General features: G+C 42.6%; 18 protein-coding genes. 6 read left to right on the forward strand and 12 right to left on the reverse strand.

Annotated elements, in window-relative coordinates:
- Positions 1-114: 114 nt before the first annotated feature.
- Positions 115-612 (forward strand): ribonuclease E activity regulator RraA, encoded by a 498-nt coding sequence (rraA, locus tag AADY36_RS14670; RefSeq protein WP_054552822.1) that lies wholly within the window; start codon positions 115-117, stop codon positions 610-612.
- A 5-nt stretch (positions 613-617) separates the two neighbouring features.
- A complete protein-coding gene (locus AADY36_RS14675; protein WP_342409131.1) occupies positions 618-1,667 on the forward strand; it encodes a formimidoylglutamase in 1,050 nt (349 codons plus the stop codon).
- A gap of 268 nt (positions 1,668-1,935) precedes the next feature.
- Here the strand turns inward: AADY36_RS14675 and AADY36_RS14680 are convergent, their stop codons facing one another.
- Positions 1,936-3,618, reverse strand: coding sequence for a GGDEF domain-containing phosphodiesterase (locus tag AADY36_RS14680; RefSeq protein WP_342409281.1), 1,683 nt, complete (start codon positions 3,616-3,618; stop codon positions 1,936-1,938).
- A gap of 121 nt (positions 3,619-3,739) precedes the next feature.
- Positions 3,740-4,981 carry an imidazolonepropionase gene (gene hutI, locus AADY36_RS14685; protein WP_342409132.1) on the reverse strand — a complete coding sequence of 414 codons (1,242 nt, stop codon included), beginning with the start codon at positions 4,979-4,981 and terminating at the stop codon, positions 3,740-3,742.
- A 143-nt stretch (positions 4,982-5,124) separates the two neighbouring features.
- Between hutI and hutC the strand changes: the two genes are divergently transcribed.
- A complete protein-coding gene (gene hutC, locus AADY36_RS14690; protein ID WP_055021370.1) occupies positions 5,125-5,832 on the forward strand; it encodes a histidine utilization repressor in 708 nt (235 codons plus the stop codon).
- On the opposite strand, the gene AADY36_RS14695 is transcribed toward hutC, so the two are convergent.
- Positions 5,833-6,603: an NADP-binding protein gene (locus AADY36_RS14695; protein ID WP_342409133.1), complete on the reverse strand. Its 771-nt coding sequence runs from the start codon at positions 6,601-6,603 to the stop codon at positions 5,833-5,835.
- 112 nt (positions 6,604-6,715) lie between these two features.
- Between AADY36_RS14695 and AADY36_RS14700 the strand changes: the two genes are divergently transcribed.
- Positions 6,716-8,740 (forward strand): methyl-accepting chemotaxis protein, encoded by a 2,025-nt coding sequence (locus tag AADY36_RS14700; protein ID WP_054563318.1) that lies wholly within the window; start codon positions 6,716-6,718, stop codon positions 8,738-8,740.
- Here AADY36_RS14700 and AADY36_RS14705 read toward each other — a convergent pair.
- From AADY36_RS14705 to AADY36_RS14715, 3 genes are all read right to left on the reverse strand, one after another.
- Entirely contained in the window at positions 8,725-8,934 is a 210-nt protein-coding gene (locus tag AADY36_RS14705) for a hypothetical protein (RefSeq protein WP_055021368.1), read from the reverse strand. The two genes, AADY36_RS14700 and AADY36_RS14705, sit on opposite strands and share 16 nt — an antisense overlap.
- Before the next feature lie 253 nt (positions 8,935-9,187).
- Entirely contained in the window at positions 9,188-9,346 is a 159-nt protein-coding gene (locus AADY36_RS14710) for a YqaE/Pmp3 family membrane protein (protein ID WP_064971745.1), read from the reverse strand.
- 57 nt (positions 9,347-9,403) lie between these two features.
- Entirely contained in the window at positions 9,404-9,970 is a 567-nt protein-coding gene (locus tag AADY36_RS14715) for a BON domain-containing protein (protein ID WP_054563315.1), read from the reverse strand.
- A 329-nt stretch (positions 9,971-10,299) separates the two neighbouring features.
- Here AADY36_RS14715 and AADY36_RS14720 point away from each other — a divergent pair, with 329 nt between their 5' ends.
- On the forward strand, positions 10,300-10,959 hold the full coding sequence (locus AADY36_RS14720) for a LiaF domain-containing protein (protein WP_054563314.1): 660 nt from the start codon (positions 10,300-10,302) through the stop codon (positions 10,957-10,959).
- Positions 10,960-11,229: 270 nt separating this feature from the next.
- On the opposite strand, the gene AADY36_RS14725 is transcribed toward AADY36_RS14720, so the two are convergent.
- Together AADY36_RS14725 and pmbA are read right to left on the reverse strand one after the other, a co-directional pair.
- Positions 11,230-11,646: a VOC family protein gene (locus tag AADY36_RS14725; RefSeq protein ID WP_054563313.1), complete on the reverse strand. Its 417-nt coding sequence runs from the start codon at positions 11,644-11,646 to the stop codon at positions 11,230-11,232.
- 129 nt (positions 11,647-11,775) lie between these two features.
- A complete protein-coding gene (gene pmbA, locus AADY36_RS14730) occupies positions 11,776-13,113 on the reverse strand; it encodes a metalloprotease PmbA (RefSeq protein WP_342409134.1) in 1,338 nt (445 codons plus the stop codon).
- Between the two features lie 137 nt (positions 13,114-13,250).
- On the opposite strand from pmbA, the gene yjgA reads away from it, so the two are divergent.
- Complete coding sequence (yjgA, locus tag AADY36_RS14735) at positions 13,251-13,772, forward strand: ribosome biogenesis factor YjgA (protein ID WP_054563425.1); 522 nt, start codon at positions 13,251-13,253, stop codon at positions 13,770-13,772.
- A gap of 210 nt (positions 13,773-13,982) precedes the next feature.
- On the opposite strand, the gene AADY36_RS14740 is transcribed toward yjgA, so the two are convergent.
- The 4 genes from AADY36_RS14740 to AADY36_RS14755 form a co-directional block, all read right to left on the reverse strand.
- Complete coding sequence (locus AADY36_RS14740; protein WP_054563310.1) at positions 13,983-16,055, reverse strand: M13 family metallopeptidase; 2,073 nt, start codon at positions 16,053-16,055, stop codon at positions 13,983-13,985.
- A 306-nt stretch (positions 16,056-16,361) separates the two neighbouring features.
- Positions 16,362-16,763, reverse strand: coding sequence for an 8-oxo-dGTP diphosphatase MutT (gene mutT / locus AADY36_RS14745; protein WP_285221862.1), 402 nt, complete (start codon positions 16,761-16,763; stop codon positions 16,362-16,364).
- 62 nt (positions 16,764-16,825) lie between these two features.
- On the reverse strand, positions 16,826-19,534 hold the full coding sequence (secA, locus tag AADY36_RS14750) for a preprotein translocase subunit SecA (protein ID WP_055022436.1): 2,709 nt from the start codon (positions 19,532-19,534) through the stop codon (positions 16,826-16,828).
- A gap of 692 nt (positions 19,535-20,226) precedes the next feature.
- A complete protein-coding gene (locus AADY36_RS14755; protein WP_055022438.1) occupies positions 20,227-20,700 on the reverse strand; it encodes a DUF721 domain-containing protein in 474 nt (157 codons plus the stop codon).
- Positions 20,701-21,105: the final 405 nt, after the last annotated feature.

A 21,105-nucleotide genomic window follows, 5' to 3' on the forward strand; every position in this document is an offset into this window, starting at 1 on the left:
GCGATGGCGAAATTCCTTTGATTTAAACCAATAATCCGCTATTAAGTCGTTGTTATTGAGTTGTATCAGGGTATACTGAGTACTAAACAGACAGTCTCTTTAGAGGATGAAAAAATGGATTACAGCACTTCTGATTTATGCGACCACTTTGCAGATGTGGTTGATGTGCTCGAACCAATGTTTATCAATTTTGGTGGACGCCCAAGCTTTAGTGGTCGAGTAAAAACCGTTAAATGCTTTGAAAATAACGAGCTGATCCGCGAAATTTTATCAACCGATGGCACTGACAGCGTGTTATTGATTGATGGTGGTGGTTCTACCCGACGCGCCCTTATTGATATAGAGCTGGCTGAAATCGCATTAGAAAACAACTGGCAAGGCATTATCGTTTACGGTGCCATTCGTCATGTTGATGAACTTGAAGAGCTAGACTTAGGCATTCAAGCAATTGCCTCTATTCCTGTTGCTGCCGATAGCGAAGGCGCAGGTGAAGACGGCATTGGCGTTAACTTCGCAGGCGTTTCTTTCTTTGATGACGACTTTGTTTACGCTGATAGCACCGGTATTATATTATCTGCTGAAGAATTAGAGTTAGAAATAATAGAAGACTAATCTCGGTGACAAACTACCTTAAAATTTATGATGAAGCGGCGGTAAAGCACTTATGTGCTCGCCGCGCTAACGAACTCAAAGCTTGGCAAGCCCTTGCCCTTCTCGACACTCAAGTTAACGCCCCACAAGCACTCATCGATGCAAAACACTTCGGTATTCGCTATGTTTTAGTTGGCGTATGTGAAGATATTGGCCCTCGCGCTAACTTAGGTAACGGTGGCTCAGGACAAGCGTGGCAAGCATTTTTAAAGCGCTTTTTAAACCAAACGCATAATCAGTTTTTAAACCACGAGCGTGTGTTATTGCTCGGCGAAGTGGCCCTTGATGATTTAAACCAACAAGCTGCTGACCTTGATAATAAAAACGACGCCGACTTAGCCAAACTACGTGAATTATGCGCTGATATAGACACCCGCGTTGAGCAAGTGCTTGCAATGGTTTTTGCAGCTGGCCTTGAGCCAATTGTGATTGGTGGTGGCCATAACAACTGCTTAGGTATTTTACGTGCCCTTAGTAAGCAATATGGTAAACCAGTCAACGCTATCAACTTAGACCCTCATGCTGACTTCAGAGAGTGTGAAGGCCGTCATAGCGGTAATGGTTTTAGATATGCGTACAGTGAAAACCACCTTGCTGACTACCATGTGATGGGGTTACACGAATTTAAAAATAACCAAGCGATTATGGATGCCCTGACAAGCGCAAACTTCACGTTTGATAGTTATCAAGACATTCAAGTACGTCGCAAAGTTGATTTATCTTCAGCGTGTCAACACGCATTAGCGCAGTTTGATAATGCGCCACTAGGAGTCGAAGTCGACCTAGACAGCATTTCGTTAATGCCGGTTAGTGCATACACCAACTGTGGCTTTAGTGTAAGTGATGCAGAACATTTTGTGCATTTAGCAGCTAGCCAAACGACTGCTCATTACCTTCACTTATGCGAAGGCGCACCATCACAACACCCGGTTAGTTTAGAAGCAGGCATGAATGACGCTGGCCAAATCATCACCGCCCTAGTGAATGCGTATTTGCAGGCGAGAGAGGCAAGTTAGAAAAACGCGAGAAACGAGGTAGCGACTGATTTTTGTTGGGTCGGGACGAAATAAGCGATACTCAACACATAGAAGCGGTCAGCTCTCAGCCTTCAGCTGTCAGACGCGCGAAACAAGTTTCACGCCTACCTGTAGCAGCGGCTTTATGCCGCGACCCTTAAATTAGAAGCAAGATTCGAGATAAAACACGATGTAACGAGTCAAACTACTCGCTAACTTTCAAGCTGAAAGCTGACGGCTAACGGCTGACGGCTGACGGCTGACGGCTTTAGTTTTCCCCCTGATGCTCTAACCGCCATTGTTTTAACCACGACATCATGCCTACGCTGCTAAGCGGGTAATTAAAGTAATAACCCTGTGCGGCGTAGGTGTTCAACGACTTAACAAATTTAAGTTGCTCTAGGGTTTCTACCCCTTCACAAATCACCTTGGCATTATTTTGATTATGCATATCCACCATGCCAGAGACTAGGCTACGAACTTGGCTTTGATGGGCAAAGTCAGCGGTTAGCGATGCAGCTACTTTAATATACTCAACATTAAGATTAGGTAGCTTCGCAAGCCAAATTGGCGTGTCACCAAAGCCATCAATACACAGCTTAATACCAATACTATTTAGCCTTGCGACCATGGCTTTACCTTGGTCATCTAAGCTCATAAATAGATCGAGCGGGCATTCAATAATTAAATCGCCCGGCTCTAAGCGGTGTTCATTCATAATGCGGTCAACAAATTCAATGAACTCTTCATGCAGCATTTCTGGGCCAAACACGTTAATACTGAGTGGTAGTTCAATGCCTTCCATACGCAGTGCCATAGCAAGCTCAGCAGCACGTTCAATAACATACGCTGCTACAGGGTAACTTAGGCCAGCGACACGAATATCATCAATAAATTTGTTAGCCGAAAGAATGCCTTGCTTAGGATGCTGCCAACGTAGCAGCAATTCTAAAAACTCAATTTGCTCGTCGCTATTACGAATAACTGGCTGAAAGTAAAGTTCAAGTTCGCTAGCAAAATCTAAGTGAGCTAATTCGCGTAGACGTGCTTGTTGCTCTAATTGCTCGATCATCATTTGCGGGTGATAAGGCACAATTTCTCGCTCTGGGTTAGAGTCAAGGGCAAGGTTGGCAAATGAAATTAGGTTCTCGAAGCTGTATTCAGGTTCGTCACAATTCACATAACTGGCGCGCACTTTAACTTCAATGGTGCAATTGGCAACGTTGAATGGCTTTAATGTGACTTGCCTAATTTGGCTGATCAGCTGCTCATGAAGGTGTTTTTGCTCTTCCAGTGAGCAAATAAAGGCAAAGTTTAAGCCCCCTAAATGCGCTAATTTTTCAGCATGTGCGGTGTTACTTGCCATACTCAACACTGCATCAACACTAAGCTGCTGTTTAATACGTGTGGCCGATTGCGCTAATAATAAATCACCAAAGTCACGACCAATGTGCTGGTTAACATCGTTAAAACCTTCAAGGCGTATCATTACTAGTGCACAGTTAGCCGAGTGCTCTTGGGTCCATGCAACAAAGCTATTTCTAAGCGCGTTTCGATCAGGTAAACCAGTCAGTGGTGTGGCATCTAAATCATCGTTATGGAGCGGTTTAACTTCAACCTGCTCATCATCTTCGGGCTCTTCGTAATTAAAAAAGCCTGAAATAGATAAAATAACTACCGAGAAAACAAGCCAATATAAAGCGGTGTCGAGTAAAAGGTGGGCAGAGTATAAAACCGCAAATGAAATAGCAGCAGAGACACTCAATATTATGGCAAGCCAATTTGTGGTGCGAAATGCTTGCCATAAATGAAAGCATAAAGCTAAAGCAAGTAAGATAACCAGCCAAGGTAATCCTAAGCTTAAAATAGCTAAACCTAGTACGCCATTAACGACTAGGCTTAGTCTTAAAGTTGAGTTTTGAGTTACGCATAAGGCACAGATCATTGCCATAAAAACGCTACCAGCTAAAAACACTGGCACTATATCACTTGTTAAATTTACGAGTTGCGTGCTACTACTCGCTAAACTAAGAATCAATGACATGTAATCCAAACTGCGTAATAAAACTTATCTAACTAAGTCTACCCAAAATCCACAGATTTAACAGTTTATTTACGCCGAATTGGTAACTTAATTGTGCAGGGTGGGATATTTGCCAGTGAGCAATATCAGCTCGAGCCCCTACTTTTAACACACCACGATCGTCAAGACCTAACGCACCCGCGGCGTTTCGTGTTACACCTGCTAATGCTTGCTCTGGTGTCATACGGAAAATAGTGCACGCCATATTCATCATTAAGTGCAATGAACATAATGGTGAAGTTCCAGGGTTGAAGTCAGTTGAAATGGCGATCGGAACTTGATACTGCTGGAGTAGTTCAATTGGCGGATATTTTGTTTCGCGTAAGAAGTAAAATGCACCTGGCAACAATACCGCTGCGGTGCCCGCTTTAGCCATTACCTGAATGCCAGCTTCATCTAGGTGTTCAATATGATCTGCCGATAAGCCATTAAATTCTGCAACAAGCTCTGCGCCATGTTGATTAGATAACTGCTCAGCGTGCAACTTAACTGGTAAGTTGTGCTTTTTAGCCGCTTCAAACACACGGCGAGTTTGCTCGTTACTAAAGCCAACATTTTCACAAAATGCATCAACCGCATCAGCTAAATCAGCTTCAACAACACGATCAAGCATTTCACCGCACACCAAGTCAATGTACTCATCGCTACGGCCTTTATATTCAGGCGGTAATGCGTGAGCACCTAAAAACGTGGTTTTAACATCAACCGGGTGGTTCTCACCGAGTAAACGCGCGACTTCGAGTAGTTTAATTTCGTTTTCACAATCAAGGCCATAGCCAGATTTAACCTCGACCGTCGTCACGCCTTCTGCGTATAACGCATTTAAGCGCTCTTTAGCACTAACAAAGAGAGTTTCGTGGTCGGCTTCGCGAGTTGCACGTACGGTGCTTGCAATGCCACCACCGTTTGCAGCGATTTGTTCGTAGCTTACACCTTGCAAACGCTGCTCGAATTCTTCTGCGCGGCTACCGGCAAACACTAAGTGAGTGTGACAATCAATCAACCCAGGTGTTAACCACTGACCTTTTGCAGATACAGTTGGCGTTGCTAATGCATCAAACTCAGGTAAATCGGTTTGTGCACCTAACCAGGCAATTTTGCCATCTTTAATGGCAATCGCTGCATTTTCAATGGCGCCGTAGGGTGCATCAACAGTAGGATCCATTGTGGCGATATTGGCATCTGTAATCAGTAAATCCCAGAGCGCTTGAGCATTGTTGGTTGTGTGCATTTTTCACCTATCTTGATGCTTGCTAAAGGCTCAGTATGAGCCTAAATTTAAATTTGCTTAAAGTTTATCAACTCATCTTGTATATACAAGAAAATTATGTCACCTTCAAACATACTATTTACTTACTACATATACATCCCAAAATGAGTGTCCCTAAGTTTGCGCAAATAAAAGAATTCATTCTGGAAAACATTCAATCGGGAGAATGGCAAGAAAACGACCGTGTCCCTTCAGAAAACGAACTCACCAGTCAATTTCAAGTTAGCCGTATGACAGCTAGGCGCGCGCTCAGTGAGTTAACCGATGCCGGTATTTTAACCCGCAGCCAAGGGCAAGGTACTTTTGTTGCCAGCTTCAAATCACAATCATCGTTACTAGAAATCAAAAACATTGCCGATGAAGTTAAAGCGCGAAACAGCAATTACAGTTGTACGATTTTAGTGATGGAATCAATCAGCGCAATTGCCCCAATCGCGATTGCTTTGGGTGTCGAGGTCGACAGCCATGTTTATCGAAGTGTGATTGTGCACAATGAGAACGAACAACCTTTGCAAGTTGAGGAGCGTTTTGTGAACCCTGCTCTTGCTAAAGACTACTTACAACAAGATTTTCACAGCCTAACACCCCATGAATACTTATCGCAAAATGCCCCACTCACCGAGGCTCGCCATACGGTCGAAGCAATCATGCCCAACCAAGAAATGTGTGAATGGCTCAACCTTTACAACGAAGAGCCATGCTTACAAGTGATCCGCCGAACGTGGTCATCGCAAGGTATTGTAAGCTTTGCGCGCTTAGTCTCACCGGGCAGTAAATACCGACTGGGCGGCCACCTAACTTTTAAAAAGTAGCTAAATAGGCGCTTGATAACGAAAATTCAGTGACTCAATCGCTGAGCCATCAATGAGGCGCTCGCCTTTATCATGGCTAGTAAATGTCGGTGGCTGATTACCCTGCTCAGTACATTTTTGTTGGTAGTAATCTGCTTTTGTAGGATGCGACGGATTGACCACATTATAAATGCTGCTCGCGCTTGACCAGTTTTCAATTACAGAAAAAATCGCCGCTATCACGTCTTGCTGCTGAACCATGTTTACCACTTGCTGACTTGAGCTAGACAGCTCTTTACCTGCAACAAACTTACCTGGGTCGCGCCCAGGCCCAACAAGGCCCGCTAAACGCAGCACTTTACCACCGGCATTGAGCACTAACTGCTCGGCATCAAATAGCAGTTGCTGGCGCGCTGATTGACAATTAATTACTGTACTTTCGTCGTATTGACCATTCTCAGTTGGGTAGACACCCGTCGAAGAACATAAAATAAAGCCTTTACAATTTAGTTGCTTGGCAAGCTCAAGCCCTGCTTGCAAAGTGACTAAATAATTACTTTCTGAGCTGCGACTACGCGGTGGAATTGCACACACCCACCATGCACCTTCAAGAGAAACATCGTGTTTAAGCACATCGTCTGCAAGCGCAAATTGGCGCTGAAAGTCATGTTCGTGCTCGCTACTTCGGTGTGTACCCTGCACTTGCCATGCTAATTCTTTAGCCTCAACACACAGCGCACTACCAAGCCAACCTGCCCCTAAAACGACCAGTTTATTATTTTCAGAACTCATTTATCCAACTACCTCTAGAAATTATTATTAACGTTCGCTTAACGGTGTAGCGATTTGGGTGCAAATATGATTAGATAGATAACTCTACCCGATAATAAAAACACGTGCACCTATGTTAAATAACCTCTCTTTACGTAAAAAAATATTACTACTCATCGGCGGGACGATAAGTGTACTACTGATCATCGCGTCTAGTTTTTTTGTTAGCCATATTGCTGACCTATCGCGCCAAGCAATTCAACGCGAAGCCGACAGCTATTTACAGAGTGAACGACTTTCAATGCAAGGTTACTTTGCCAAATACGGTAAAGTGGTTCAAACCTTCATTACAAATCCGCATTTAGTGAATTGGTTCGACAATTGGACTGAACGTGACCAAAGCCTTGATAACCAACCTGGATACGACAGCGTTAATCAAGATTTTGTGCGTATCAGCGGCAACGATGACAACATCTTATCTGCCTTCTTTGCATCTGCAACAACTGGTGAGTACTTTAAAGAAAACGAGCGAACCACTCATTATAATGGCCAACCTTACTACGCTTACAAACGTGGTTGGTGGCAAGATGCTTTAAAGATCAACAAACTCTATGTAGGCCCAATTTCTGTGGATTTAACCACAGGTAATGCCTCTGCAGTTGTACAACAGCCTGTTTATAAGCAAAACAAACTAATAGGCTTTGGTGGTGTTGATTTACAGCTAAACAACATCAACGACATGGTTGAAGAAATTCGTTTTAATGGCCAAGGCTTTGGTTTCTTACTTGATGGCAATCAAAAGGTTGTGCACTTATCTAAGCGCACTGGCCACAAGCTATCTGTGACTGACGAAGGTCCGAATGGCAAGGAAGGCTTAGATGCCCTCGAAAAACAATTTAGCGACACATCAGGCTTTAGCGAATTAAACCGCGCGATGAAAAGCCAAAAAGATGGCAGCAGCTTTGTTACTTTCAAAGGTGAGCAATATTACGTTGTATACAACCGCCTTGAGTTAGAAACCCCTTATCTTGATTGGTATGTGGGTATTTTAATTCCGACCAGCATGATTGATGAACCAGTAAATGATGCGGTGATGACAACCACAACCTCTGTGATCATCATTCTTGCGATTATCATTGCGATGATCTTCTGGGCCACGCAAATGATCACCAAACCGCTGACTAAGCTAACTTACATCATGCGTGATATCGCATCAGGTGATGGCGATTTAACACAAAAAATCGAAATCAAGAGTAATGATGAAGTAGGTCAACTTGCTCATCACATGAATACCTTTATCGATAAACTTCGTGCAATGATGCTTAATACTGCTGCGCAGGCTGAGCAACTAAGCCAAGCTGCGAGCCAGTTAAAAATTGTATCGCAAAAAACCAACGATGAAATTCAGCAAGAAAAGCAGCAAGTTGATAGTGTTAGTGCGGCGGTAACCGAAATGGCGTCTACAGTGATGGAAATCTCGCGTAATGCCCAGCACACCAATAATGCCGCTGAAGAAGTGCAAACCATTACCGTTGACGGTACGAAACGTTCTACTCAAGCTCAGTCAGTGATGACCGCCCTTGCAAGCCATATTGGTGAAGCGTCTAAAGTGGTAGCGGGTCTTGAGCAAGAGAGTGGCAATATCGGTGCGGTAGTCGATGTAATCAACTCAATTGCTGAGCAAACTAACTTACTGGCACTGAACGCGGCAATTGAAGCAGCCCGCGCGGGTGAGCAAGGCCGAGGCTTTGCTGTTGTTGCTGATGAAGTTCGTTCACTGGCAAGCAGAACGCAAGAATCTACTGATGATATTCGCAATATGGTCAGCCGCTTACAGCAAATTGCCCAACAAGCATCGACTATGATGCAACAAGGTCAAGAGCGTGCTGAAGGCTCAGTTGAGCAAACACAAATTGTATTGCAAGCTCTACAAGATATCGCGCAATCTGTGACAAATGTGCAAGATCAAAGTCATCAAATTGCGACTTCGACAGAGCAGCAAACTGTGGTTGCAGAAGATATCAACAATAGCTTGGCAGCAATTAATCACTTAGTGAATAGCACTGCGGATCATGCCCATGAATTGGCGGATGAAGCACGTGATTTGAATGAATTGGCAGCCGCTTTAAATAAGACGGTGAATCAATTTAAGTTATAAAGATAAATTGCTGAAGTAGTTAAAAACCCGATGTCACCTGAAGATGACATCGGGTTTTTATCGTCAGCCTTCCCTGTTAGTCGTGGCGCAACCGCTTTCGCGTGTTCCATAAATTCGTGCCACTGTTGCTTGTTCCATAAAGCAACTCCATTGTTGGTCAATCCTTGTGTTGGTTGCGTTTGTACTTGTTCCATATAGTCTCCTCCTTACGCTAGCTTCATCCTGTTTGGCTCCTGCCTAAGCTTATTCCTTGCTGTCATCTCCATTCACTTTATCCATAAAGCGTTGCCATTGTACGCTACTCCATAACGCCTTGTTACTTCCTTGTTGTCCTTTGTGCGTAGTTACATTATCCATACTGTAAACTCCTTGCGGTTTATCGTCCGTTACTCCTACAGCAACTCCTTGCTGTGCTCCATTACCCATCCTTGTAGATTAATGCAGTGATTATCGCTTAGCGATGATATACACAGCATGAATCAAACCTGGAATGTACCCTAATAAGGTTAAAAGAATATTAATCCAGAACTGCGCACCTAAACCTACCTGTAAAAATACGCCAAGAGGTGGAATTAAAACCGATAAAATAATACGTATTAAATCCATGACTCACTCCTTGAAAAAGCTTAGCCCAGCCAAAGCTGGGCTATATAGGGCTTGCTATTATTCAGCAACAATCGTTAATTCATCGATTACTTTGCGAACATCTTCAGCATTTTCAGCAATGCTTACCGCTAATTGCTTTTCTGCATCAGACTCAACAGTACCTTTTAGTGTTACTACACCCATGTCAGTATCAACATCGATGTCTGTACCACCCACTTCTGAGTTAAATAAATAACGTGTTGTGATTACAGTACTGATTTTTGCGTCGGTTAAGTCGCTTTCTGCTGAATCAGCTTTGTCTGATTTCATGTGCTTAGCTTTCATGTTTTTAACAACAGTTAGTTTGTTATCAACAGAGCTAACACCGTCTAGGCTAAGAACTAGCTCTTCAGCAAGCTCTTTATCTAATTCGCTATCAACTTTACCTGTAAGTACAACCTTGCCATTCGTTACATCAGTGTTGATGTCAAAGTTGTTAAGGTTTGTGTTCATAAGAAGCACAGTTTCTGCCTTACCATCAATCCAAGCATCTTTACTTTCATTTTCCCAGCTGCTTGCCTGAGCTGACATGCTAGTTGCACCAATTACTAAAGCGGCAATCATAGATTTGTTAAAAGTGTTCATAATCTTCTCCTTTTGATTTAAGACACATTTACTAATGCGACTATGATGCCAACTATTTATTTGTTTATTTTCAATAATTTAAACACTTATTCAGCGACTATTTATATTCATTTAGGTAAAGATTTACAAGCTGCTCGGTAAGAAGTTCACGATGTTGCAAAAATAACCATTTAGTTGCTGATTTTATTAATCTGTGGTTAATTTAACGAAGTTGCTTATTAGCAAAAAAATACAAACCATTGATTTATATTAAAATAAACTTTGGCCTAAGCCTTGCTTCGTAATTAATAACTAAAAAATCACCTTTAAAATCACAACAGGGAACTACCATGGCCGTTAAACTTGAAGATCGCCCAATCGATCAAGTAAGAGAAGAAGTCATTGATCAACTCATTTATAACTACAGTCATGCTGTTATTTCAGCCGAAGCATTTGAACGCCGACTAGACCAGGCAATGGCAGCCACCAGCAACGAAGTATTGGTTGAACTGGTTGCTGATTTAGAACTAAAAGCAGATATTGACTACAAATCGCATAAGCATGCGCAATTTAAACCTCACTACAGCCACAGCAGCGACAACGAAAGCCTGCAGCTTCGTAGTATTTTGGGTTCAAATGAGCGCAGCGGCCAATGGGTAGTACCAAAAGAAATTCACCTTACAAACTGCTTAGGCTCAATCGAACTCGACTTTAGCGAAGCAATTTTCCAACATCAGCATGTCACTATTTACGTGAACTGTATTTTAGGTAACGACGAAATCTACGTACCAGAACATGTTAATGTGGTATCTAAATTATTTAGCGTAATTGGCAGCGTAGAAAATAAATCTGTTGCATTAAACAAAGGCCAAGGCCCAACCATCACCATTGAAGGTAATGTATGGCTAGGCTCAGTCGAGATTTCAGTTAAACGTACCATGAAAGAAAAGTTCATCAGCTTTGCCAACAGCCTAAAAGCCAGTTGGAAAGAGATGAATAAAGTGCAGTAAAGGTGCTAGGTGCTAGGTGCTAGGTACTAGGTACTAGGTACTAGGTACTAGGTACTAGGTACTAGGTACTAGGTACTAGTTATCGTAGCCGCAGTTTTACATCGCGCAATATAATAAGATAACGCGCGAAATAAATTTCACGCCTACATCAACCGTAGGCGTCACGCTTGCTTGGCGCGTCTTACATACAACACCATTCCATCAATCAATGCCTGACCAACAAACAACAATGCTCGGCTCAAAACTGACGGCTGAAAGCTGACAGCTCCCTCACAAGTCATTATTCCTCTCACTCGGGATATCACTAAAATACTCTACAAACTCAACTTCAAAACCTGCAGGGTCGATGAAATATACATTTTTACGATATGGATTTTCTGGGCCGTGTTTATCAATTTCATAACCAGCTGAAACCAGACGTTCAACAACAGCATTAATATCGTTTGTCACATAAGCAAAATGAGCAAGGCCTACTTGGTGGCCAGCTAAATCACGGTTTTCAGCTTCACCGTTATCGCTTAATGCAAGGTATTGGTAATCATCACCAAAGTGCAGCCACTTGCGCGGTTTGCCCGACCATTTGCTATCGCCTTGACTACGCACACGCCAGTGCGGGAATGCTGCTTTATAAAAGTGCAGCATGGCATCAACATTACTAACAACAAGGTTTACGTGTTCTAAATACATGGTAGTTTTCCTTTTTATTTTTAAATTGCCACCAAGATAAAACCTCAAGTTAAGTTTAGGTAAAGAACTTTTTCAAATAAAAAAGCCCCACAAAAGTGAGGCTTTAAAAAATGATTCGTTGTATATATATTAACTACCTGCAACCTGCATTTGTTCAATCAATATAGAGCCTGTTTGAATACCGCCACGACGTTCGATGTCGCCACCTAAGCCCACAACGGCCTTAAACATATCTTTTAAGTTACCAGCAATCGTGATTTCACTTACTGGGTATTGGATTTCTCCATTCTCAACCCAAAAACCCGCCGCACCACGTGAGTAGTCACCGGTTACCGTGTTCACACCTTGGCCCATAAGTTCAGTTACTAATAAGCCTGTGCCCATGGTTTTTAAAAGTGCTTTTAGATCAGCATGGGTTTGCTCAACTAGCCAGTTATGAATACCACCAGCATGACCCGTTGGTGCCATCGATAGTTTGCGTGCTGCATAGCTAGCTAATAGGTAAGTTTGCAGCTCACCACCTTGAATAATTTCACGGTCTACAGTTTTTAAGCCCTCAGCATCAAACGGCGAAGACGCTAAACCTTTTAATAAATGCGGGCGCTCAGAGATATTCACACAATCGCTGAATACTTTTGTGCCTAAGCTATCAAGCAAGAAGCTCGATTTACGATAAAGAGCACCACCACCAATCGCCGACACTAAATGGCCAAACAATGAGTTAGCAATATCTGCTCTAAAAATTACAGGCACTTTCATAGTACCGAGCTTTTGGCTATTAAGCTTAGCCAAGGTTTCGGTTGCCGCTTCGAGGCCCACTTTTGCAGCGTCGTTTAAATCATCTTTATGGCGCGCGATAGTGTAAGCCGAGTCGCGCTGCATTTGCTCGCCTTCTTTACCAATCACCATCGTACTAATGCTGTGACGCGTACGCGGGTAACCTGCAATCATGCCATGGCTGTTACCATAAACACGTAAACCTTGGTGAGAAGAAAAACTCGCACCGTCTGAATTTACAATGCGCTCATCGGCATTCAGCGCCGCTTGTTCTGCTTGATGACAAAACTCAACACCTTGCTCAGGGCTAACTTCCCACGGGTGGTATAAATCTAAATCTTGCGGTGCAAATTCAAGTAACTCTTTATCAGCGATACCATTAAATGGGTCGTCAGAGGTGAACTTTGCAATATCAATGGCTTTTTCGACCACTGTACGTAATGTTTTAGGGTTTAAATCGGCTGTTGAAGCAGAGCCTTTGTTGTTACCCACATAAACACTGATACCTAAGCCACCGTCTTGGTTAAACTCTATTGTTTCAACTTCGCCCATGCGCGTGCTGACAGACAAACCTGACGTGCTCGACATCGCCGCTTCTGCTGCTGTTGCACCCAATTTTTTTGCATGCTCCAGTACTTCGCTTACCGCGTCTTTCACTTCAGAAATGTGTTGATAAATAGGATCTTTCATCTTGTGTGTCCTAGGTTCTGATATTTTTTATAGTGTAACGAATGCTAACACACTGCGAGACCTGCATCAGCTAATATTAATCATTAACTAAATGGCGTATAATAGCGAATAGTTAAGTTTACTGAATGAGCATCCTTATGGCGAAGAAGAAAAAGCCACTTATCGAAGAAGAAATTATTTACGTATCAAAAAGCGAATTAAAACGTGAAGCCATGCAATATCATGGTCTGGGTGCTGAAATTGCAAAAATGCCGAAAAAGCAGCGCGATCGTTTACCGCTTAATCACGATTTAAAAGAAGCGTTAGTTGTTTCTGATAAAGTAAGTGATAAGAGCGATGCTTACCGTCGTAACTTAAACTACATCGCAAAAGTATTACGTACCACAGAAAACGTTGATGAAATCCAAGCGATGATCGACATCATGCTTAATAAAAACAATCAAGCCGATGTTTTGATGAACAAAATCGAAACCCTGCGCGATGATTTGATTAAACAAGGTGACGACCTGATCAATTCAACAATAGATCAATACCCGTCTCTTGAGCGCCAAAAAATGCGCCAATTAGTGCGCAGCGCCGCAAAAGAAGTTAAAGCAGAAAAGCCAGCCAAAGCTTATAAAGAGTTATTCCAGTATCTAAAAGATGCGATTATGCTTTAATTTCTTCGCGCGAAATAAATTTTACGCCTACACCACCGTAGGCGTCACGCTTGCTTGGCGCGTCCGCCATACAACGCGAGTCATGCACATCAACACATAACCAACATACAATGCTGGGCAGCTCAAAACTGACGGCTGAAAGCTGACATCTCCTAAAGCAAAAAAGGCTCTGAGCGTTCACTCAGAGCCTTTTTTAAAATCGATAATCAATTACCAGATTTTTACGCGATCTTCTGGTTTGATATACATCTTGTCGCCTTCTTTCACATCAAATGCCTGATAGAACTCTGGCATGTTTGAAAGAATACCGATTACACGGTAGTGGCTTGGTGAATGAGGGTCTGTCATTAGGCGGTTACGTAACTCTTCGTCACGATATTTACGACGCCAAATTTGCGACCAACCCATGAAGAAGCGCTGATCACCTGTATAACCATCAATGATAGGCGCTTTTTCATCACCAAGTGATAACTGGTATGCCGTATAAGCAACAGTTAAGCCGCCTAAGTCACCAATGTTTTCACCTAATGTAAGCTGACCATTAACGCTTGCATCTTCAAATGGTTTGTACTCGTTATATTGAGCAACTAGCTGACCTGTGCGCTCTTCAAACTGTTTAAGGTCTGATTCGCTCCACCAGTTACGTAAGTTACCGTCACCATCGTACTTCGCACCTTGGTCATCAAAACCGTGACCTAATTCGTGGCCGATTACTGCACCAATTGCACCGTAGTTAACAGCGTCATCAGCTTCTAGGTTGAAGAATGGCGGTTGTAAGATAGCCGCAGGGAATACGATTTCGTTGTTCACAGGGTTGTAGTAAGCGTTTACTGTTTGTGGTGTCATGTGCCACTCAGAACGGTCAACTGGCTTACCTAGTTTTGCAGTCATATCTGCATATTCCCACTCGCTGTGGCGAATGTAGTTACCTACTAAGTCATCACCTTTAACTTCAAGTGCAGAATAGTCTTTCCACTTATCTGGGTAACCGATTTTTGGTGTGAACTTATCAAGCTTTTCTTTAGCCGCAATTTTTGTTTCTGGACTCATCCACTCAAGGTTTTCAATCGCAACTGCATAACCTTTGATTACGTTATCAACTAACTCTTCCATGCGCGCTTTCGCTTCAGGCGGGAAGTTTTCTTTAACGTATACTTTACCTAGAATTTCACCTAAAACACCGTTTGATGCATCAACCGCTTTTTTCCAAAGTGGAGATTGCTCTGTTACACCGCGAAGTGTTGTGCTGTAAAAATCAAAGTTAAGGTCTACTAGCTCTTTATCTAATAGGCGAGCGTAGTTGCTAACAAAATGGAACTTAAGGTAGTTCTGCCAAGTTGCTAAGTCTGTATCGTTGTAGATACCTGCGAATTTTTCTAGGTAGCTAGGTTGGCGAATGATGACATCTTCAGTTTTGATACCTGATGCATCAAGGTAAGCTGCAAAATCAAAGTCGCCAGTAAGTTTATTTGCATCTGCAACACTCATCTTATTGTAAGATTTGGTTGCATCACGGCTTTCAACACGGCTCCACTGCGCATCAGCAATGCTTGTTTCAAGATCAATAATTGCTTTTGCCGCAGACTCAGCATCAGCTACACCCGCTTTGCTTAAGATAGCGGTTACGTATGCTTGGTAAGCTTCACGAATTTTTGTGAATTTTTCTTCATCTTTTAGATAGTAGTCGCGATCTGGTAAACCTAAACCAGACTGATAAACATACATCGCGTTTTCGCTAGAATTTTTCGCGTCGTTGTTTACGTACCAACCAAACGGTAGGCTACCGCCTTTAATGCGAAGTTCAGCCATTAAAGCAACTAGATCAGACTTGTTCTTAACTGCATCAACGCTTTCTAGCACTGGTGTTAATGGCTTGATGCCAGCCGCTTCACGGCCTGCTTCGTCCATATAGCTGTTGTAGAATGCAGCTAATTTAGCTTCATCAGAGCCTGGCTTAACGTCTTTATTTGCCGCTGCTTTTTCTAGTACTTCTTTCATCGCTTTTTGCGAATCATCGTAAAGCTGAGTGAATGAACCGTAGTTTGATTTATCACCTGGAATTTCAGTTTTCTCTAACCATTCGCCGTTTACGTGATAGTAAAAGTCATCTTGTGCGCGAACAGACTTGTCCATGTTCGCCAATTCAATGCCTGAATTTAAAGGAGCTTTTGCTTCAGTTACGGTCGCAGTTGCTGGTGCTTTAGTTTCTTGTTCTTTTTCACCACAACCAACAAGACCGAGGGCTAGTGCAATACTTGCCGCGGTAAGTGTTACTTTTTTCATGGGAGTCCCGTACTAATTATTTTTTGATGTATTTATCGAAAAACTAGCAAACCTAATTAATCATTAGTTTTTCGCTTTCACCATAATAAACCTCTCAAGCAAAACAATAAAACCGAATATGTAACAATTCTTATCAAAACAGGATGAGCCGCATTTTTGAGCGGTGGGAGGGAGAGATTAGCGGTAAGCGGTAAGCGGTAAGCTGACGGCTAATCTTTCTCTTTGTGCAACTATTTTCGCGTGAAATAAATTTCACGCCTACAAGCTTTAATCTTGCTAACTTTCCCCTCGCTAACTTTTGGTTATTTACTCTTGATACTTTTTCTTTATCTTTTCGATGATCTCAACATTGGCAGCAGGGAAGCTGTAATCATCAAGCTCGTTGAGTGCAACCCATTTGCCTTGTTGGCCTTCTGCGCCATGGGCCGTGCCTGTGAAATCATCAACAATGTGCACATCTAAACGTACGCATTTATCGCCGTAGTCATGTTCGATAACCATTAGCTCTTCACTGGCGTTTACGGTTAGGTTTACTTCTTCTAACAGCTCACGCTGAAGTGCGGTAAATACGCTTTCGCCCTGCTCTACTTTGCCGCCTGGGAATTCCCATAAGCCGCCTTGGTGTTTGTCGTCTGGGCGCTTACAAATAAATAATTGCTGATCTTTATAAATAACGCCAACAGCAACATGCACTACTTTTTTAGTCATTTGTTGTTTCCTTAATCATAAAAAAAGCGACGCAAGCGTCGCTTTTTATCACCGTGTTGTGGTTATTTTAATTTACCGCAACACTGCTTATATTTATTACCTGAACCACAAGGACACGGCTCGTTTCGGCCTACTTTTGGTTCTGCACGTTGTGTTACTACAGCACCTTCTGGTGTTTCGCCACCGATGTGCTCAGCTTCTTCGTGTTGGTATTCACGTGGTGCATTTTCGCTACGGCGATGTTGCTCTTCAACTTTCTCAACATCTTCTTCAGCGCGGACTTGTACTTTACTTAAAATACCCACAACGTCGACTTTTAAGTTCTCTAGCATTTCAGAGAATAGCTCGAACGACTCACGCTTGTACTCTTGCTTAGGATTCTTCTGTGCGTAACCACGTAAGTGGATACCTTGACGAAGGTGGTCCATCGCAGCTAAGTGATCTTTCCAATGTTGGTCTAGGCTTTGTAGCATAATCGCTTTTTCGAATTGACGTAGTACAGACTCGCCTACCATCTCTTCTTTTTGCTTGTATGCTTGCTCAACTGCTTCTTCGATACGCTCACGAAGTTTCTCTTCGTATAGTTTGCTATCGTCAGCTAGCCATTGTGAAATTGGCAGCTCGATTAAGAAATCTTGTTTTAAGCGTTCTTCAAGACCTGGGATATCCCACATTTCAGCTAAGCTTTGCGGTGCAATGAATTGGTCAATCACACCATTTAACACATCGCCGCGAATTGCAGTGATAGTTTCTGAAATATCGCCTTCTTCAAGTAGCTCGTTACGTTGCGAGTAAACAACACGACGTTGGTCGTTTGCTACGTCATCGTACTCAAGTAATTGTTTACGAACGTCGAAGTTACGCGCTTCAACTTTACGTTGTGCGTTTTCGATTGCGCGGTTAACCCAAGGGTGCTCAATTGCTTCACCGCGTTGCATACCTAATTTACGCATCATGTTAGTCATGCGCTCACCAGCGAAGATACGCATTAGCGCGTCGTCCATTGATAAGTAGAAACGGCTTGAACCCGCATCACCTTGACGACCAGAACGACCACGTAGCTGGTTATCGATACGACGAGATTCGTGACGCTCAGTACCAATGATGTGTAAACCACCTGCTTCGATTACTGCATCGTGACGTTTTTGCCACTCATCTTTAATCGCTTTGATTTGTTCATCAGTTGGGTTTTCTAGCTTTTCAACTTCGCTGTTCCAGTTACCACCTAACACGATATCGGTACCACGACCGGCCATGTTAGTTGCAATAGTTACTGTGCCAGGTAAACCAGCATCGGCAACAATGTCTGCTTCTTGCGCGTGGAACTTAGCATTAAGTACGTTGTGCTTAATTTTTTCTTTACGTAAGAACTGCGATAAGTACTCAGAACTTTCGATAGAAATAGTACCCACAAGTACCGGTTGACCACGCTCTTGACAATCTTTGATATCAGCAAGAATTGCTTCGTACTTTTCTTCTTGTGTTAGGTACACAAGATCAGCACGATCGTCACGGATCATCGGTTTGTTCGTTGGCATTACTACTGTGTCTAGACCATAGATAGACTGGAACTCAAACGCTTCTGTGTCTGCTGTACCTGTCATACCCGCTAGCGTGTCGTATAAACGGAAGTAGTTTTGGAATGTGATTGATGCCAATGTTTGGTTTTCGTTTTGAATGCGTACACCTTCTTTTGCTTCAACAGCTTGGTGTAAACCTTCTGACCAACGACGACCTTCCATTGTACGGCCTGTGTGCTCATCAACGATGATAACTTCGTTTTCTTTAACAACGTAGTCAACGTCTTTTTGATAAAGCTTGTGAGCACGAAGTGCCGCATACACATGGCTTAATAATGTGATGCTTGAAGCAGAGTAAAGTGAATCACCTTCTTGAATTAAGCCGCGCTCAATTAGTAGCTCTTCAACTTTAATTTGACCACGCTCTGTTAGGTGAACTTGCTTAGACTTTTCATCGATCGTGTAATCGCCGTCGCCTTCAACGCCTTCTTCATCTTCTTTTTCTTGAAGCTCTAGGTCTGGCACAATTTTGTTGATTTCGATGTAAAGCTCAGAGCTGTCTTCAGCTGGGCCTGAGATAATAAGCGGCGTACGCGCTTCATCGATTAGGATTGAATCCACCTCATCCACTACAGCGTAGTAAAGTGGGCGTTGTACACGCTCTTCAATGCTAAATGCCATGTTATCGCGCAGATAATCAAAGCCAAATTCGTTATTAGTACCGTAAGTGATGTCGGCAGCGTAAGCGATTTTCTTCTGCTGTGGCATCATACCTGGTACGTTACAGCCAACTGTTAGGCCTAAGAACTCAAATAATGGGCGGTTAGTTTCGGCGTCACGTTTTGCAAGGTAGTCGTTCACGGTAATTACGTGAACACCTTTACCTGTTAAACCACGAAGGTATGCAGGTAATGTTGCTGTTAGTGTTTTACCTTCACCGGTACGCATTTCTGCGATGCGACCTTGATGTAAAACCATACCACCTAGTAGCTGTACGTCGAAGTGACGCATGCCATTTACACGCTTAGATGCTTCACGTACCACAGCAAATGCTTCTGGTAAAATGTCATCTAGGCTTTGTCCGTTATCGTAACGCTCTCTAAATTCAGCTGTTTTTGCTTTTAAATCTTCATCAGAAAGCGCTTCTAATTGCTTTTCAAGCGCATTAATTAGAGCGACCGTCTTTCTTAGGTTTTTAATAGTGCGGTCATTGCGACTACCAAAAATCTTGGTAAATAAATTAGATATCATGATAAAACCGTTACAATATATTCTTTGTTAGCTAGTCATTAGCTAACCCACTTTCTTCAATTGATAATTAATATGCGCTTATGCTCATGATGTAGGGCATATTAATTAACAATTTATCAGTACGCTGTTCAAAACACCGCTTATTTCGTGCGCTATCATACCAGAGTCTGCGCAACATCAAACCTTCTGTTTATGAAGATATGGAATTTCGGCAAGAAAATTTAAAAATCAGCCATAATCTTTGATCTAACCCCATAAAAAGGGTGAAAACAAGATTACTGAATAGATATGGCGACAATCGAAATAAAATCAAGATCAGGGGAGAAAAAAGCAGGTTAGTGGTTAGTGGTTAGTGGTTAGTGGTTAGTGGTTAGTGGTTAGTGGTTAGTACAAAGTAAAATACATTTCATGTGTAGCAAGTTCTTTGTTTAATTACACAAAAAATAAAACCACCCTCTCGATCAACTGATATCTAACTTCTGAATTCTAACTACTAAAAATCCGACTTCTAAAATCTAACCCCTATTATAAAACCACCGCGCGAAATAAATTTCACGCCAACACCAAAACGTAGGAACGGCTTTAACCGTGAATTGTTCTAAACACTTCGGCACTAAAGTACCTCCTACGGGGTAGGCTCACAAACAACACCGCTCGGCTAAAAACTGACGGCTGAAAGCTGATGGCTTTACTTATTTTTTCCGCCCATGTTGCGCTAAACGCTCTAACTTGGCTTTTAAAGATGGAGGGGCGTCTGCGGCGATGGCGCTGAGGTAATCGGCTGTTTGTTCGCTCATTTGACGTTTAGAAACAGGCTTTTGCTCTGGCTTATTTGTTGCCGATAAGCGCTGAGTTGCTTGTGGGTTTGCGGTAATTTTAATTTGCCCAAGTTCGACCATGCCAGCGGCACGAAAATGCGAAAGCATATCCATTTTTAAGTAATTTAAACGCAGTGCAATCGGTGCCGAAACCGCTTCGATCATCAAAGTACCATCACGGTAATTACTTACTCGGCACTTTTTTGAAAGCGTTTCACCTAAAAAGTCATCAAGAATGGTTTGTTGAGAAGACAAGCCTTGGGTTTTACCAGCATAAGATGCCAAGCGACCACTCAAGCCCGCCATAATATCGCCAACAGCTTTTGGCGCGTATCTATCTTTTGCCATTAATCGTCTACCTAAAAAGGTTAATCACCACAAAGAGAATATACCACCTACGTAAATATGAAGCTATTAGGTTCGAAAACAGTGGTTAGTGGTTAGTGGTTAGTGGTTAGTGGTTAGAACAAAGTAAAATACAATTCATGTGTAGCAAGTTATTTGTTTAATTACACAAAAAATAAAACCACCCTCTCGATCAACTAATATCTAATTTCTGAATTCTAACTACTAAAAATCCGACTTCTAAAATCTAACCCCTATTATAAAACCACCGCGCGAAATAAATTTCACGCCTACATCAAACGTAGGCGTCACGCTTGCTTGGCGCGTCTAACATTCAACACCGCTCGGCTCAAAACTGGCAGCTGAAGGCTGACGGCTCCTTAAATTTCACGCCTACGTGGGAACGGC

The organism is Pseudoalteromonas sp. D15MCD-2 (genome assembly GCF_038562745.1).
Taxonomy (GTDB): domain Bacteria; phylum Pseudomonadota; class Gammaproteobacteria; order Enterobacterales; family Alteromonadaceae; genus Pseudoalteromonas.